Origin of the sequence: Helicobacter pylori, from assembly GCF_003637665.1 — a bacterium.
GTDB classification, from domain to species: Bacteria; Campylobacterota; Campylobacteria; order Campylobacterales; family Helicobacteraceae; genus Helicobacter; species Helicobacter pylori_CK.
This window is the reverse complement of sequence record NZ_MVWR01000002.1, coordinates 1-17082: the sequence shown is the minus strand read 5'-3', so window position 1 is coordinate 17082 and position 17082 is coordinate 1. Positions and strand designations below refer to the sequence as shown.

15 protein-coding genes and 1 pseudogene are annotated in these 17082 nt (G+C 39.9%); 3 read left to right on the top strand and 13 right to left on the bottom strand.

Features of this window, described 5'->3' with window-relative positions:
• Positions 1 to 49: 49 nt before the first annotated feature.
• The 13 genes from EAL49_RS01690 to mqnE form a co-directional block, all read right to left on the bottom strand.
• A complete protein-coding gene (locus tag EAL49_RS01690) occupies positions 50 to 1339 on the bottom strand; it encodes a (Fe-S)-binding protein (protein WP_120828478.1) in 1290 nt (429 codons plus the stop codon).
• Complete coding sequence (hemN, locus tag EAL49_RS01685) at positions 1336 to 2709, bottom strand: oxygen-independent coproporphyrinogen III oxidase (RefSeq protein ID WP_120828476.1); 1374 nt, start codon at positions 2707 to 2709, stop codon at positions 1336 to 1338. The genes EAL49_RS01690 and hemN overlap by 4 nt, the downstream gene beginning before the upstream one ends.
• The gene (locus tag EAL49_RS01680; protein WP_000413462.1) at positions 2709 to 3224 is read right to left on the bottom strand and encodes a DUF2603 domain-containing protein; all 516 of its coding nucleotides are present in this window, start codon (positions 3222 to 3224) and stop codon (positions 2709 to 2711) included. Before EAL49_RS01680 ends, hemN begins: the two co-directional genes overlap by 1 nt.
• Positions 3225 to 3260: 36 nt before the next feature.
• Entirely contained in the window at positions 3261 to 4358 is a 1098-nt protein-coding gene (gene aroC, locus EAL49_RS01675; RefSeq protein WP_120828474.1) for a chorismate synthase, read from the bottom strand.
• Positions 4355 to 5074, bottom strand: a complete 720-nt coding sequence (rnc, locus tag EAL49_RS01670) for a ribonuclease III (protein WP_025275942.1) — start codon at positions 5072 to 5074, stop codon at positions 4355 to 4357. The genes aroC and rnc overlap by 4 nt, the downstream gene beginning before the upstream one ends.
• Positions 5075 to 5085: 11 nt before the next feature.
• Complete coding sequence (rnhA, locus tag EAL49_RS01665; protein WP_120828472.1) at positions 5086 to 5517, bottom strand: ribonuclease HI; 432 nt, start codon at positions 5515 to 5517, stop codon at positions 5086 to 5088.
• Positions 5504 to 6520 carry a tetratricopeptide repeat protein gene (locus EAL49_RS01660; protein WP_120828470.1) on the bottom strand — a complete coding sequence of 339 codons (1017 nt, stop codon included), beginning with the start codon at positions 6518 to 6520 and terminating at the stop codon, positions 5504 to 5506. The genes rnhA and EAL49_RS01660 overlap by 14 nt, the downstream gene beginning before the upstream one ends.
• Positions 6521 to 6530: 10 nt before the next feature.
• A complete protein-coding gene (locus tag EAL49_RS01655; protein ID WP_120828468.1) occupies positions 6531 to 7793 on the bottom strand; it encodes a SurA N-terminal domain-containing protein in 1263 nt (420 codons plus the stop codon).
• Complete coding sequence (gene gatB, locus EAL49_RS01650; protein WP_205586087.1) at positions 7793 to 9217, bottom strand: Asp-tRNA(Asn)/Glu-tRNA(Gln) amidotransferase subunit GatB; 1425 nt, start codon at positions 9215 to 9217, stop codon at positions 7793 to 7795. The genes EAL49_RS01655 and gatB overlap by 1 nt, the downstream gene beginning before the upstream one ends.
• Positions 9217 to 10515: a M16 family metallopeptidase gene (locus EAL49_RS01645; protein WP_120828464.1), complete on the bottom strand. Its 1299-nt coding sequence runs from the start codon at positions 10513 to 10515 to the stop codon at positions 9217 to 9219. Before EAL49_RS01645 ends, gatB begins: the two co-directional genes overlap by 1 nt.
• 5 nt (positions 10516 to 10520) lie before the next feature.
• The gene (locus tag EAL49_RS01640; protein ID WP_033735685.1) at positions 10521 to 11582 is read right to left on the bottom strand and encodes a dehypoxanthine futalosine cyclase; all 1062 of its coding nucleotides are present in this window, start codon (positions 11580 to 11582) and stop codon (positions 10521 to 10523) included.
• A gap of 1 nt (position 11583) precedes the next feature.
• Positions 11584 to 14259, bottom strand: coding sequence for an outer membrane protein assembly factor BamA (gene bamA, locus EAL49_RS01635; RefSeq protein WP_240461634.1), 2676 nt, complete (start codon positions 14257 to 14259; stop codon positions 11584 to 11586).
• 121 nt (positions 14260 to 14380) lie between these two features.
• Entirely contained in the window at positions 14381 to 15463 is a 1083-nt protein-coding gene (gene mqnE / locus EAL49_RS01630; protein ID WP_120828460.1) for an aminofutalosine synthase MqnE, read from the bottom strand.
• 299 nt (positions 15464 to 15762) lie between these two features.
• On the opposite strand from mqnE, the gene EAL49_RS01625 reads away from it, so the two are divergent.
• From EAL49_RS01625 to EAL49_RS08405, 3 genes and pseudogenes are all read left to right on the top strand, one after another.
• Complete coding sequence (locus tag EAL49_RS01625; protein WP_033756344.1) at positions 15763 to 16266, top strand: ferritin; 504 nt, start codon at positions 15763 to 15765, stop codon at positions 16264 to 16266.
• 15 nt (positions 16267 to 16281) lie between these two features.
• Positions 16282 to 16905 (top strand): phosphoserine phosphatase SerB, encoded by a 624-nt coding sequence (gene serB, locus EAL49_RS01620; protein ID WP_120828458.1) that lies wholly within the window; start codon positions 16282 to 16284, stop codon positions 16903 to 16905.
• 44 nt (positions 16906 to 16949) lie between these two features.
• Positions 16950 to 17082 (top strand): annotated as a pseudogene (locus EAL49_RS08405) (glycosyltransferase family 10 domain-containing protein); the annotation flags it as partial.

Below are 17082 nucleotides of genomic sequence, written 5' to 3'. Positions count from 1 at the left end.
AGTTTTACATTATATAAAAAGATGTTGGAAAGTGGGGTTAAAAGGCTTTTTATTCAGCGCTTTTTAAAGCTTTAGCGATGAGTTCTAAAGGGTGCAAAAATGGCGGAGTGTTGGGATCATCTAAAGACTTTAAAGCGTTGTTAAGCTGCATGTGGCATGCCCCACATTCTGCACTCAAAATTCTAGCTTTGGTGTCCATGATTTCTTTAGCCCTAAGAAGCCCCACTTTTAGAGAAAACTCCGCCTTTTCGGTTTGCATCGTAATCCCCCCAAAACCGCAACAGTTGTCCGGCATTTCTTTAATTTCATAATGCACATTGAGCAAGCTTCGCACTTCCTTATGAGCGTTTAGGGTTTTTTTGGCATGGCAAGGGTTATGATAGGTGATAGCCTCTTTTTTCCCTTTAGGGATTTTTTCTAAAAGACTTTTTAAAGGGGTGTGTTTCTCTAAAAACACGCTCGCCAGATAGATTTTAGGCGTGATTTTTTCCAAGCGCTTCACATACAAATCCTTATCTTTTTCGCCTAAAAACACCTTGTAATAATCATTAATAAGCATGCTCGCGCATGTGGCTTCAGGCACAATGATCGCATCCACTCCATCTAAATAGCTTTCAAACCATTCTATGTTTTTTTTCACTAAAAAAAGCGTGGTGTCTTTATCGCCGGTAAAATACGCAGGGGCTGAGCAGCATTCTTGCTTAGGGATGATCGCTTGAATGTTGAGTTTTTCTAAAATATACAACAAGCTTTCCCCCACTTGCTGGTAATGGTAATTGCTCAAGCACCCTATAAAAATGGCCACTTTTTGAATGGGGTTTTCTAAAGGCTTAACCTCTGCATGTTTTTGTAAAAAACTTTTTTGATTTAAGGGAGGCAGCGCGCTTTTTTTAAAGCGTTTGAACAAGCCTTTAAACACCGCCCTAGGCTCTAAACTATCCCCCACTTGCTTGAAGATACAAGGGGCTAAAAAATGCGCCGCCGAAAACACCCTATCCATTCTTTTGCGGTTTTTTAAAAGGGAAAAATAGGATTTTTTATACCAAGCGATGCCGTATTTTTGAGCGATTTTTTCTCTGGCTTTTTCTATTAAAGTGTCTATGGGCAAATGAAAGGGGCAAATCTCCACGCAAGCGGTGCATAAAAAGCAAGTTTCTAAAAGGTGTTTTAAATTCGTGTCTAATTGGAGCTTGTTTTGAGCGTTTAGGCGCATCAAATCTAAAAAGCCTCTAGGCGAAGTCGTCTCGTCTTTATGAATGCGATATATCGTGCAACCTGGCACGCATTTAGCGCATTTAACGCAAGCGTCCCCTACTTCTTCAAAAATATTCCCACTCATAGCGTTTTACTGAAATGTTTTTCGCCCCCACGCAAATACGCGTCAAACTCCATGGCTATGTTTCTTACGAGCATGCCCCCTGTCCTTGTCATCTCAAAGCCTTTAGAATTGAAAGAAAGCAGGCCCACTTCTTCATAAGGCTTTAATTTTTCTAATTCTTTTTTAAAATGCGCTTTAAAATCAACAGAAAATTTTTCTTCAATCTTAGAGTAATCCAATTTTAAATTACTCATCATTTGCATGATGACTTCCTTTCTTAAAACATCTTCTTGACTGAGCACTACACCCCTTTCTACCGGTAAATGCCCCAAATCAAGGGCTTTTTCATAGTGGTGCAAGTCCTTGTAATTTTGCGTGTAATAATCGATTCCTTCGCCAATGCTTGTAACGCCAATGCCAATGGTTTGAGTGAATTTTTTCGTGGTATAGCCTTGAAAATTACGGCGCAATTCCGCTTTTTGAAGGGCCAGATACAATTCGTTATCGCTTTTAGCGAAATGATCCATGCCTATCATTTGGTAGTTGGCTTTTTCTAAAAAACTGATAAGAGCTTCTAAAATCTCTAGTTTGTCTCTAGGGCTTGGCAATAGGGTTTCATCAATTTTACGCATCGTTTTTTTCACCCAAGGCACATGCGCGTAATTAAACACCGCTAATCGGTCCGGATCCAGTTTCAAAACCCATTCCAAAGTTTTTAAAAAACTCTCTTTAGTCTGGTTGGGCAAGCCATAAATCAAATCAAAATTAATGGATTTGATGCCGTAATCTCTAGCGAGCTTCACGGATTCTTGAACCATTTCAAAAGGCTGGATCCTATGAATGGCTTTTTGGACTTCAAAATCAAAATCCTGCACCCCAAAACTCAAGCGGTTAAACCCCCTATCAAACAAGGTTTGCATGTGTTCTTTAGTGAAATGTCTGGGGTCAATCTCGCAACTCATTTCAATATCTTTGCTGAAATTGGGGAAAACTTCTTGAATGCTTTGCGTGATCTCATCTAATTGAATGGGCGAAAAAAAGGTCGGCGTGCCGCCTCCATAGTGGAATTGCGCCACTTCTCTGTTGGTATCCATGGCGTTTTTTAAAAGAGCGAGTTCTTTTTTAAGGTAGCTGATATAGCGGACTTTTTTCTCTTCTAAACTGGTGTAAATGACTGAACAAGCGCAAAAATAACACGCGCTCCTGCAAAAGGGCAAATGCGTATAAAGCGATAAAGGCATGGGGTTTTTGAGGTTGTCATGGTTAAAAAACGCTGCTTTCAAGCTCTCTTCATTAAAATTTTCTTTAAACTCCACCGCTGTGGGGTAGCTGGTGTATCGCGGGCCGGGCTTGGAGTATTGTGAAAATTTTTCAAAATCAATGGTTTGCATTAAAAATTTTCCTCATCGCTATTGTCAAAATTTTCAAAATTATTCTCATTAAAAGGGGGTTGTTTGAACATGTTGTCAAAATTAAAAAATAAATTAGGGTGTTCTTTTTTGATTTGTTTGACAAAATTTAAGGTGTTGATATTGGGCAAATTCCCGTCTTTTTGGCGTAAATTTTCTAACAATTGCAAGGAAACTTCGCGCACGTCTTCAAAATCAATCGGTGCTTGGGTGATAATATCCCTTTCTAATTCCGCCCTGAGCCTGGCTTCAAAAGCCTTTCTGGCGTTTTCTGCCAAAAGAGAGATTACATTGTCCGGCACTAAAACGTAATTTTTATCTTCTTCATCAGAAATAAAATAGGCTTCATTTTTTTTAAATGCCCCTTTTTCTAACTCTAAAAGCATTTCATTAGCGCTGATTTTTTTGAGAAAGGCTCTGTTTTTTTGGGTGGTTAGGCTATGGATAAGTTTTTGCGATTTGGTTTTAGAAACTCGTTTTTTAGGTAATTTTTCCATTTATATCCTTTTTAAGCTGATTGTATCCAATTTCGTTTAATTCTCATTATAAATCGTTTTTAAATACTCTATTTTTGAAGTCAAATTGAGTAATACCATATCGGCTAACACTAACGCTAACAAACTCTCGCACACCACACTCCCTCTAATCGCAATGCAAGGATCATGCCTACCCTTTAACAAGCATTCGCATTCATTGCCCTTAATGTCTATGGTTTGTTGAGGTTGGAAAATGCTTGGCGTGGGTTTGAAATGCACTCTAACAATGATTTCTTCCCCATTGCTCATGCCCCCTAAAACCCCTCCGCTATGATTGCTTAAAAACCCTTTTTGATTCATTAAATCGTTATACTCTGAGCCTTTTAATAAAGAGCTTTCTACCCCCTTGCCTATTTCAACCGCTTTCACCCCGTTAAGCCCCATCATCGCTTCAGCGATTTTAGCGTCTAATTTAGCGTATAGCCCTTGACCTAAGCCAATAGGGAGCTTTTGATTAGTTTTTGCACTCCTTGCTCTAATCAAAGCCACGCCCCCAATACTATCGTGGTTTTTGATAGCGTTTTGAATGGCTGTTTTTTGCGCTTCTTCTTGTTCTTTATCTAGGGCAAAAATCTCGCTTTTTAAAGCGTGATTAAAATCGTAATTTTTGGCTTCAATGCCCCCAATTTTAATAATCCCGCTTTCACAAACAATACCGATTTCTCTTAAAAGCATTTTAGCAAACGCCCCAGCAGCCACTCTTATAGCGCTCTCTCTAGCCGAACTCCTCCCCCCACCCCTAAAATCCCTAATGCCGTATTTATGAAAATAAGTGAAATCCGCATGGCTAGGCCTGAAAAGGTTTTTAATGTTATCGTAATCCTTGCTCCTAGCCCTTTGGTTGTGGATTAAAAACCCTATGGGCGTCCCTGTGCTAAAATCTTCAAAAACCCCGCTTGTTATTTCCACTTTATCGTCTTCTTTTCGTGGCGTAATGAAAATGTTCCTCCCCCCTTGGCGGCGCTTCATTTCATTTTCTAATAAGTCATAGTCTATTTTAATCCCGCTAGGCATGCCGTCTAATACCCCCCCTATCACATCCCCATGCGATTCCCCAAAAGTCGTGAGCCTTAAAAAACGCCCCAAAGTGTTCATTTGGCTTCCTTAAGTTTTTGAAGTGCATAATAAGCGCATTGCTGTTCGGCTTCTTTTTTGCTTTTGCCTTTAGCGGTCGCATACATTTTATCTTGAATGTATAGAGCCATTTCAAATTCTTTATGGTGATCGGGGCCTTTTTCTTGGAGTAATTGGTAAGTGGGGATCACGCAAAATTGCGCTTGGGTCAATTCCTGTAGGGCGGTTTTATAGTCCATAAACAAATGCTCCAGATCCAAACGCTTGTAAGCGCGATTGAGTAAATTTTGCATGATTTTACGCACCTTAGCTAACCCCGCTTCTAAATACACCCCAGCCATTAAAGCCTCAAAAGCGCTTGATAAAATAGAGGGTTTTTCCCTCCCATTAGAAATTTCTTCAGAAGAAGAGACGCGCAAATAATCTTGTAAAGCAATCGCTTTCGCTAATTTCGTAAAACCATGCGCGCTCACAATAGAAGCCCTTAATTTAGAGAGTTTCCCCTCATCGTATTGGTAGAATTTATGGTATAGCAACTCCCCTATCACCAAGCCCAACACCGCATCGCCCAAAAATTCCAAGCGCTCATTGTTTAAAGCGAGCTTGCATGATTTGTGCGTTAAGGCTTGCTCCAATAAACGCTTGTCTTTAAAAGAATACCCTAAAGCTTTTTCTAGCGTTGTATAAGGGTTGTTAGGCGTTACATAAGGGCTGTTTTGAGAGCGTTTGTTTTTCATCATGTTTCCCTTTAAATGGTCGTTTTGACCCGTTTTTGCGCCTCTAATTTAGCGAGGCTATCGCATCGTTCATTCTCGGCATGCCCGTTATGCCCCCTGATCCACACCGCCATAATCAAATGCCCTTTAGAGACTTTTAAAAATTCTTTCCATAAATCCACATTTTTGACTTTAGAAAAATTCTTTTTTTGCCAGTTAGCTAGCCACACATTGATCGCTTGGCACACGTATTGCGAATCGCTATAAAGCGTGATATGGCATGGGCGTTTCAAGATTTTTAACGCTTCATTGAGCGCTCTTAATTCCATGCGGTTATTCGTGGTGAAATGTTCGCCCCCACTGATGATTTTTTCTTTATCTTTATAGCGTAAAATCGCCGCATACCCGCCTGGCCCGGGATTGCCTAAAGAAGAGCCATCGCAAAAAATTTCAATTTCTTGCATTCAATCCACCCCCATAGCTTTCTTTAGAAATTTTAAGCACCATATCCATAAACGCTAACTGGTAACACATAGGACACCTATGGCTTTCAAAAGGAAAGATTTGTTTGCAATGCTTGCAGCGGTATTCAAAAGTCAGACGCGCTTTCATAGGGCTATACAATAGAGCGCGTAAAACCTCTAATTCAAAAATTTGGCAAGGTTTGTTGTCCAAAAGCAACCCTTGAGATCGCGCGATGTCTTGCAAAAGGGCATGTTTTTCTAAAATGAAAGCAGGGATATTCATATCCCATAAAAGATCGATCACATTTTCTAGCCGTTCGGTTGCATCAATTTCTTGCCAAAAAAGATTTTCATCATAAGATTTTAAATAATTTAAAGCGATTTTTTTCAAATCTAACGACGCCTTTGAAACATGCAAGATTTTAGCCGCATCTTCCTTATTCTCTATTAAATGCATGAGATAAAGGTAATTTTTAATCGTTTCAATTTCAACCACTTCTAATTCTTCCAAACATTCCAAAGTCTCTAAAGCCTTTGAATAATCTTTTTCTAATTCATACGCATGCAAAAGTTTCAACAACGCTCCCACATTCCTTGGGGAAAAACGCAAAATTTCTTTCACGGTGTCTTTTGTTTTTTGCAAATACCCCACACTAAAATAATTTTCAGCTAATAAATCTAAAACAGCGATTTTTTCTTCATCTTTTAGGGGGCGATTCAAAAGCCCTTTTAAGATTTCAATACTCATTTCCACATCCGCTTTAGAATACGCCCTGGCTAAAAACATCAAACTGGAAATTTTAGCATGCTTTAAAAGTTCGTCTAAATTCTCACTGCCTGCATAGGCGTTTTGATTTTGGGCGAATTTTTGTAAAAATTTTTTGTTTTTCTTTTGGGTGAAATACGCCCTAGCCTGTTCTAATAAAATCACAAGAGCGATAATGAAAGTGAATAAAGCGATAGAAAATAAAGAATCTTTATAGAGGAAATTGAAGTGTTGCACAATCTAAAAATCACTCTCTGATCATCACAATCCTAGACTTAACGCGCAATTTTTCAAAATGCTCTTCTAAAATCTTATCTTTAGATTCTTCCACTAATTTTTGGGCGATGAATTGCTTGGCCTGACTGAAGCTCACTTCATTTTTACCCTTTTTTTCCTTGATATAAAAGGTGATGAACTGCCCCCCACCCCCATTCATAACGGGCGTGAAAGAGCCTTGCTCATGCGAAATAAAGACTTGAGCGATTTGAGGGTTTAAGGTTTTCATCTCTATTTTTTCATTAGCCTTACTCACCCCTGGAATTTCCAAATTAGGGTCTGCCATAGCCCTTTCTAAATCTTCTTGATTGGTGGAAGTGTAGCGCACGGTTTCTATTTCAGTGGGGATACTGAATTGCTCCTTGTGTTTGTTGTAATATTCGCGCATTTTAGTTTCAGAGCTGGTATCCACATTGGTGAGTAAGATATTACGCAACAATTCTTGCATTTCTAAATGCTCCTTAAGCTGATCTCTATAGAGTTTATAATGCCCCTCAGCCATAAGCATTTGTTTGAAATGGTCTAAATCCATGCCTTGCTGTTGCGCCATCATCGCCATTTCTTGGTCTAGCTTGTCATCATCTACATGGATTTTTAAGCGCTCAATTTCTTGGTTTTTAATGCGCTCAGCGATCAAACGATCCCTGGCTTGAGCTTTGCTCACTTTAGATTTTTTTTGCTCTTCTTGGATTTGATACAGCGTGATAGGCGAGCCATTAACAAGCAATGAAATGCCCCCTACGACCTTATCTTCAAGGGTGTTGTTAGCAGCGTTATTAGGATTACCAAAAATAGAATTGAATTGAGAGCTAGGGCTTATTCCCTTATTTTTTTCAAGAGTTTGAGAGGTTGTCTCTTTTTCTTCAAGTTTTGGTGCGTTATTTTGAACGCCTTGATTTTGCGTGCCTTGATTTTGAACCCCTTTAGCGCCCTCTTTGATTTTAGGAGGCGTTATTTTTTGAGTGGGATTTTTGGCATCCCCATGATGGACTTCTGCTCTGGGCTTTTTTTTGGCTTTTACTTCTTTCTTTTCTTCGGTGTTTTTCTTTTCTTCTTTTTTATTTTTCAAATCCTTATTCTTCAAATCCTTATTCTTTATCTCTTGGCGGATTTTTTTATCCAAAGAAGACTCTTGCTTCCTCCCTTCTAAGGCTTCCACTTTAGATTCAGGCTCTGCATAAACGATCCCAATAAACAACAAAGCCTTCAAAACATAAGAAAAAATTTTCCTCATCAATCCAATTTCTCTTTCAAAATAGCATTCACCACGCTAGGATTAGCCCCTTTTAGATTCTTCATCGCTTGCCCTACAAAAAACCCAAAAAGCTTGTCCTTACCGCTTTTGTATTCAAGCACCTTGTCGGCGTTGTTTTTTAACACTTCTTCTATAACTTTAACAATCGCTTCCGTGTCATTGACTTGAGACAAGCCCATTTGTTCAATAAGGGTATCCACATCGCCCCCATGCTCTTCTAAAAGCCTGTCTAACACATCTTTAGCGCTCTTACCCGAAATCTTGCCCTCATCAATGCGTTTGGCTAAAGCGCCTAGCGCATGAGCGCTAATCCCACAATTTTCTAAAGTAACTTCAGCCTTCAAGCGCCCTAATAATTCCACGCAAAGCCATGTCACGCTCGTTTTAGCCTTAACCCCAAGATTGAGCATGCTTTCAAAATACTCCGCCAATAAAGGATCGCTCACCAATAAATTCGCATCGTCTTCTTTAAGGTTAAAATCTTTCATGTAGCGGGTTTTTTTCGCGCTGGGCAATTCATTGATCTTTTGAGCTTCTTTTAAAAGTTTCTCATCAATAAAAACAGGATACAAATCCGGATCTTTAAAATAGCGGTAATCCGCTGACTCTTCTTTATTGCGCATAGAAAGGGTGATCCCTTTGGCGGTGTCAAAAAGGCGCGTTTCTTGAACCACCTCTTCATTATAACGCCCATTCTCCCACGCCACGCTTTGGCGCTCTATCTCGTATTCAATCGCTTTGGCGATAAATCTAAAACTATTCAAGTTTTTGATTTCCACCCTCGTGTAAAGCTTTTCATCGCCTTTGGGTCTAATGGACACGTTCGCATCGCACCTGAAATTCCCCTCTTGCATGTTCGCATCAGAAATCCCTATAAAACGCACGATAGCATGGAGCTTTTTCAAATACGCTATGGCTTCTTCACTATTTTTCATGTCCGGCTTGCTGACAATTTCTAATAAAGGGGTGCAAGCACGGTTCAAATCCACTAAAGAATAACCGCCCTCATGGATATTTTTACCGGCGTCTTCTTCCATGTGAGCCCTTTCAATACGCACGATTTTTGCGCCCTCTTTGGTGTCAATCTCTAACTTCCCATCGCTCACAATGGGGACTTCAAACTGCGAAATTTGATAAGCCTTAGGCAAATCAGGGTAAAAATAATTTTTCCTCGCAAAAATGGAGTTTTGGTTGATACGAGCTTCAATGGCTGTGCCTAACTGGATGGCTTTTTTAACCACTTCTTTATTCAATACCGGCAAAGCTCCCGGTAAGCCCAAACACACAGGGCAGGTGTTAGAATTAGGGGTTTCTCCAAAGCTTGTAGAGCAAGAGCAAAAGATTTTGGTTTTGGTGTTGAGTTGGACATGGACTTCTAGCCCGATTACAGCTTCAAATGGCATCATTTGTCCTTCTTTTTATTGCTCACAATAGCAAAAGTCAAGTCATTGATTTCGGTGTGCGCTTTAATGAAATCATTGATTTCTTTCAAACTCATTTTTTGGATTTGATCCAAGAGCGTTTGGTTGAAATTTAAAGGCAAACCCAAATAAAAATAATTGTAAGTGGTGTTCAAGCGGCTTGAGATCGTTTCATTCCTTAAAGGTTCAGAGCCTAGTAAAAACTTTTTAGCGTCGTCTAATTCTTGTTGCGTCATGCCTTTTTCTATAAATTCTTTAATTATTTTTTTAACTAAGGCAACGCTTTTAGCTTGAGTGCTGAGCTTGGTTTGTAAATACCCACTAGCAAAATGCGCCACTTTAGAAAAGTTGGAGCGGATATACACGCTATAAGCCAAGCCCTCTTGAACCCTGATTTTTTCCATCAAACGAGAGCCAAACCCCCCCCCAAGCACAAACATCATGACTTTAGATTTCGCTAGATCCTGTTTTAGATCCTTGATTTTAAAGGGTGCGCCAAAATACACAAAAGCCTGCTCAGTGTCTTTATAGAGGACTTTTTCGCTTTTTTTATCGCTCGTTTCAAAATAAGGCTCTTCATACGCTTTACCTTGCGGCAAGAAATTAAGAGCGTTATCTAAACGCTTAAGGGTTTGATCGATTTTCAAATCGCCCCCAAGCACCACCACGAGTTTATTGAGTTCAAAAACCTTAGCAAATTGCTGTTTCAAATCGTCTAGCTTGATTTTTTGGAGACTCTCTTTAGTGCCTAAGGCCGCATTAGCTAAAGGGGTGTTAGCAAAAAGCTCTTGTTTTAAAGTCAGTTTAGCCAAATAATCAAAATCGCTTTCTTTTTGTAAAAGCACGGCTAACATTTGGGTTTTGACTTTTTCTAAAGCGTTTTGCGTGAAATTAGGGGATTTTAAAAGCTCTTTTAAGCGCGTGATGGCTTCATCTTCGTATTCTTTTAAAAATTCTAAAGTGATTTGCAAATCTTCTGCGCTGGTATCCACATTCAAACTGATCGCTTTTTGCTCTAAAAGTTGCGCAAACCCCACCGCACCAAGCTCTTTAGTGCCTTCGTTTAAAACTTGCGCGAACAATTTCGCCAAACCCAACTGGTTTTTATCGCTTAAGCTCCCACCCCCTCTAAAAGCTAAATGGATAAACCCCATGGGTAACAAATGGTTTTCTTCATAAATCACAGGGACTTTAGCTTGATTGATTTCTTGGTGTGTCAAAGCGCTCGCTTGTAACCCCATAAAAACTCCTAATAATAAAGTGATTAAAATTTTTTTCATGCTCTTTATACCTTTGCTTTAGCCGGATAACGCTTTAAGATTTCATAAGCGGTGTTTCGCTTAGCCGCCACGCTCCCAATGTCTTCAATAAGCTCTATCATTTCCGCTTCATTCATGCAAAAACTCGTTCCGGCCGCTTTCACGACATTTTCTTCCATCATCACACTCCCTAAATCATTCGCTCCAAACAATAAGGCTAACTGCCCTATCATAGAGCCTTGAGTAACCCATGAGCTTTGTATGTTTTGAATGTTATCCAAAAAAATCCTACTGCATGCCAAATAGCGTAAATACCGATTGGAACTCGCTTTTTTAATGCTTGGGATTTCTTCTTTTAAGGGGGTGTTGTTGGGCTGAAAACTCCATAAAATAAAAGCCCTAAAGCCGCCGGTTTCATCTTGCAAATCGCGCACTCTTTGTAGATGCTCCACCACATCTTCTTCATTATCCACGCTCCCAAACATCATGGTAGCCGTGCTTTTAATCCCGCAAAGATGCGCCATTCTATGCACTTCAATCCACCGATCGCTACTCAATTTTTTAGGAGCGATCACACCGCGCACCCTATCGCTTAGTATCTCTGCTCCCGCTCCTGGAATGGAGCTTAAACCGGCGTTTTTCAACCTTTCTAAAACCTCTTTTAAAGACAATTTAGAGATTTTAGAAATGTAATCAATTTCAACCGCGCTAAAACCATGAATGGTGATGGTGGGGAATTTTTGAGCGATATGGCTGACTAGATTCTCATAATAATCAATCTTTAGCTGCGGGTGCACCCCCCCTTGAAAAAGGATCTGCGTGCCGCCAATAGCGAGCAATTCTTCAATCTTTTGATCGATTTCTTCATAGCTCAACACATAGGCGTCTTTTTCTTTTAAGGTGCGTTTGAACGCGCAAAACTTGCAATCCACAAAACAAATATTGGTGTAATTGATATTCCTATCCACAATAAAAGTCGTCAAGTTTTCAGGGTGCAAGCGCTGCTTGATTTCTAAAGCCTTTTGCCCTAATTCTTTCAAGGGCGCGTTTTTCATTAAATCCAAAATTTCTTCTCTGTTGATGCGCATTTTAAAACCTTGTCCCCATAGAAAATTCAAAGTGTTGCGTGTAATCGTCCATGTTAGGGTTAAAGCACAGCCCTTTACATTTCTTGCCATTGCCATCGCCCCATTGGTTGAAAAACGCTATAGGGAAAATCAACACCAAAGGCCCCATGGGCGAAATCCATTCAATCTGCAAGCCTGTAGAAGCCCTCCAAGTCGCTCTTTCAAACCCAGCCCCTATCACGCCATAATCTTTAAAATTCGCTGTCGTGAAGGGAGCGTTATAGAAGAAACTCCCCCTAGTTGGGGTTTTAAAGGTTAAGAAACCAAAGTCAAAAAACCACGCTAAGCGCATTTTAGCCGCTTTTAACACCCCATAGCTCAATTCAGTAGAAGCGGTGAAAATCCCATCGCCTCCAAGCCACAAGCCAAACTCATCTTTAGGCGTAACCGATCCGTTCCTAAAGCCCCTCACCGTGGTTACGCCCCCCATGTAGAAGGTGGAGTTTAAGGGCAAGTAATCATCGGTGTTATACCTAAAGATATAGCCCCCTTGCGTTTTAAAGCGAGCGATCAAATCTATCAATAAATATTTTTGCAAATGGTGGTAAGCGGCGAATTTACCATAGACTTTGGTGTTACGGACATTCCCGCCTAACCCGTTCCAAGAATTGAGCGTGCCAGAGCTTGGCAAGCCAGACATTGTCGCATAGGAATTAAAGATAACCCCATTTCTAGGGAAATAATAATCATCGGTGTTGTCATAGCTCACATCAAGAGTGAAAGAGCTAGTGATAGGCGTGTGGTAATCCCTATCCCAAATACCTTTTATTTCTGGTGAAGTGGTGATCGCTCCAGGACTAGAACAGCTTTCAGGTTGTAAGGGGGTTTTACCGCCTGATAAGCGGTTGATAATCACTGATGCAGGGGTAGAACATTGCCTTGGAGAGACCACTTCATTAACAGAGGAATAGTAGCGGTTGTATAAAGGGCTGCTAAAACCAAGGAGCTTGGTAACATTCAAGTTATACCCTAAGCTCACATGGGTTCTGTTACCCAACATGCGCCCAATATTCACCCCAAAGCCTCCGCCTTGTTGGATGTATTGGTAGCTTATCCTGTAATCCGCATAAAGATTGATCGTAGAGCTATACCAGCTGTCAAAAATCCTTGGATTAGTCAAGCTCAAATTCCCGGCAAACATACGCCCCGCTCCTTTTGGCATGCCCGGATAAGATCTACCCCCCCCTGTAGCGATGTTAGCATACAAGCTCATGCTTTGGCCGGTCCCAAAAAGGTTTCTTTCGCTCACGCTCCCATTAAGCATAAGCCCTCCATAAGAGCCATAGCCTAACCCAAATTGCAACTGCCCGGTGCGCCCCTCTTCTACGCTCACTAATAAATCCATAAGCGAGCTATTAACCCTTTTTTCTTCAATTTTGACTTTAGAGAAAAACCCTAAACGCCTCAAAGAATTTTCGGAATTTCTCAATTTAGTCAAGCTGTATTTATCTTTTGGCCCTAATAATATCTCCCTTCTAATGATCCTGTCGCTTGTGCGCTGATTCCCTGAAATGATGACATCATTAATATGCACCATATCGCCCACTTCAATGCGATAAATGACTTTCACAAGCCCGTTTTTTTCGTCCTTATCCAAGTCTGGTTTCACCACCGCAAACGCATAGCCCTTATCAGCGATTTCGGTTTTTAAAATTTGTGCATCCGCTCTTAAATGCTCAATGTTAAAGACATCTTTCCTTTTCACTTTAAGCGCTTTTTCTAAGGTTTTTAAGGGGACTACCGGGTTGTCAATCTCTATTAAAATATCTGAAATCCTATACTGAATCCCTTCTTTGACTTTATAATGAAGCTTAGCGTCATGGGTAGAAAAATCCGTTTTCAAGAAAGGCGAAGAAATATGAGCGTCCAAATAACCCCTACGCATATACACATCTTGGATACGCATAGAATCGTATTCTAGCTGATCTAGGCGTAATTTTCCGTCATTCAAGCCCCACATCCAGCCCATGAAATCTCGTTGCTTGTTCGCGCTCAAAGACTCAATCACACGGCGTTTTAATTTGTCGCTGCCTTCATAAATAGATTGTTTGATGTAAATACTATCCCCCCTATTCACATCAAACACAATTCGTAACGCTCCCTCGCTGACCTTTTCTGTGCGCACTTCCACCACGCTCCCATAATAGCCCTGCCCCTCTAAAGCGGTTTTTAAAGCCGTTTTAGCATGCTCTAATTTTTGCTCATCAAAGGTATCGCCCTTTTTGATCCCCATTTGGGATTTTAAGCCGTCTTTTTCCTTTTCAGTCCCATAACCTTTGATTTCTACCCCGGCAATTCTGGCTTTTTCATCAAAATGAAATTCCAATATACCGCCTTCAAAAGTGGCATAAACATCTTTAAAATACCCTTGATTGAACAAGGCCAAAACAGCGGTGTCTATTCTTTTAGAATCCACAATATCGCCCACACGAATCTTTACAATCTCATTAGCGAGCATGTCAGACATGTAGGAAAGCCCCACATAAGAAATGGACTTGACTTTCATTTCTTTAGGCACTTGATTGGCTTGAGAGGTTTCGTTTTGGGCTTCATTTTTTTGAGCTTCGGTTTCTTTTGGAGAAGCCAAATCGCTTGGTTTAGAGCCGTTGTTTTCTAAAGCTTCAACGCTGGTATTCATACATGCGAAAACAAGAGAAGATAGAATAAATTTTTTAATACTGATTTCCTTAATAGATTTTAGCTTGAGTGTTGTTAGTAGCGTTATTATAACTAATCATTCTTAAAAACGCTAAAAATTATTAAAATTTCTGTATAAAATTATACAAACTATCCCTTTCTACCGCAACAAACCCAGAATCCTTGATTTTAAAAATCAAATCTTCTTTGTCTAAACCATGCCGGCTCTTCGCGCCTGCTGCACTTTGAATGCTCTCTATTTCTATCGTGCCGTCTAAATCGTTAGCACCAAATTCTTGAGCCACTAAAGCCAAATTCAAGCCCAAAGTCGCCCAATAAGCTTTAATGTGGGGGATATTATTTAAAAGAATGCGAGATATGGCGATGGTTTTTAAGATTTCTATCGCACTAGGGGATTTTTCTATTTTTAAATAATTGTTTTCTTTTTGATACAACAAAGGGATAAACGCATTAAAGCCCCCTTCTTTATTTTCCACTTGATTTTTAGGGCTTTGAGTTTTTTTGATTCTTAACATGTGATCGATGCGATGGATTTTATCTTCAATATGCCCAAACAGCATGGTAGCGTTACTCATTTTGCCCAATTTATGCCAATAAGCATGGATTTCTAGCCACCGAGAAGATCCCACCTTGCCCTTACAAATTTTACGCCTGATCTCTTCATCAAAAATCTCCGCTCCCCCACCTGGCATGGAATCCACCCCAGCTTTGAGCATGTCTTCTAACACCAATTCAAAAGGTTTGTTGAATTTAGTGCTTAAAAAATGCACTTCTGCAGCGGTCATGGCTTTTAAATGCAAGTTAGGCATTTCTTGTTTGATGGTTTCAAACACCTTCAAATACCATTCATAAGAATAATTAGGGTTATGAGCGCTCACGATATGGACTTCTTTAATCCCCTTGTTGTAGGAGTTTTTAACCTTTTCTAGGATTTCTTCTAAACTCATTTCATAGGGGTTAGGGTTTTTTCTGTGGGCTGAAAAGGCGCAAAATTTGCAAGCGTCCGCGCAAATATTGCTAGGGTTTAAATGCCTATTGACATTAAAATACACGATTTTTTGGTGCATGCTTTGGCGCAAAGAATCCGCTGCTTCCCCTAGCGTGTATAAATCGTAATCATAAAGTTTCACTAACTCTTTGCTTTCAGTGATTTGATGGTTTAATACTTTTTCCAAAAAGTCCATGGTTAAATTGCCCTTTCGTTTTAAAGATAAACATTGTAGCATTTTTAGATTGAAGAATGCTTTTTATATATTATATAAAAATATCCCTTTTAATCCCCCCTATTGATACCAGCCCCCTTTTTTTGACCTAATTCTCATTAAAGTGATTTTTATGATAAAATCTAAGCCTTATCAAGCCATTAGCTGGCGTTCTTTCTCATTTTTATAAGTTTTTAAAAATTTTCATACTCTTGTTTACTTTTTCATTATCATTTATGCTATAATTATGGGACAACTTAAACCAACACAAAGGAGATACTATGTTATCAAAAGACATCATTAAGTTGCTAAACGAACAAGTGAATAAGGAAATGAACTCTTCCAACTTGTATATGAGCATGAGTTCTTGGTGCTATACCCATAGCTTAGATGGCTCGGGGCTTTTCTTGTTTGACCATGCGGCTGAAGAATACGAGCATGCCAAAAAGCTTATCATCTTTTTGAATGAAAACAATGTGCCTGTGCAATTGACTAGCATCAGCGCGCCTGAGCATAAGTTTGAAGGTTTGACTCAGATTTTCCAAAAAGCCTATGAACATGAGCAACACATCAGCGAGTCTATTAATAATATCGTCGATCACGCCATAAAAAGCAAAGATCATGCGACTTTCAATTTCTTGCAATGGTATGTGGCTGAACAGCATGAAGAAGAAGTGCTTTTCAAGGATATTTTGGATAAAATTGAGTTGATTGGCAATGAAAACCATGGCTTGTATTTGGCTGATCAGTATGTCAAAGGGATCGCTAAAAGCAGGAAATCTTAATTTTAGGGTCATTGAGTGCAAAAACTAGCCGTTTTTGATTTTGACTCCACGCTAGTGGATGCTGAGACGATTGAGTCTTTAGCGAGGGCGTGGGGGGTTTTTGATGAAGTGGAAACAATCACTTCAAAAGCCATGAATGGCGAGATAGATTTTCACAAGAGTCTTATTTTAAGGGTCTCCAAACTCAAAAACATGCCCTTAAAACTGGCCAAAGAAGTTTGTGAAAGTCTGCCTTTATTTGATGGAGCGTTCGAACTCATTAACGCTTTAAAAGAGAAAAACTACAAAGTGGTTTGCTTTAGCGGGGGTTTTGATTTAGCGACCAATCATTACAGGGATTTATTGCATTTAGATGCGGCTTTCAGTAACACGCTCATCGTGGAAAAGGGCGTCCTGAATGGCTCAGTAACGGGGCACATGATGTTTTCGCATTCTAAAGGCGAAATGCTGCTCGCTTTGCAACGCTTATTAAACATCAGTAAAGATCACACCTTAGTCGTGGGCGATGGGGCGAACGACTTGAGCATGTTCAAGCATGCCCATACAAAAATCGCTTTCAACGCTAAAGAAATCCTAAAACAACACGCCACGCATTGCATCAATGAGCCTGATTTAGCGCTCATCAAGCCTTTGATTTAAAAAAATTTTTTTGTAAAATACTTCTTTAAACCATAAGGATAAGAATGTTTCAACCCCTACTAGACGCTTATACAGACAGTGCTTATTTAGATGCAATAGACCACAAGCCCCCCTTAAATATAGCCATAGCGAATTGGTGGCCTTTGGATAAAAGAGAAACCAAAGGGTTTAAGCGTT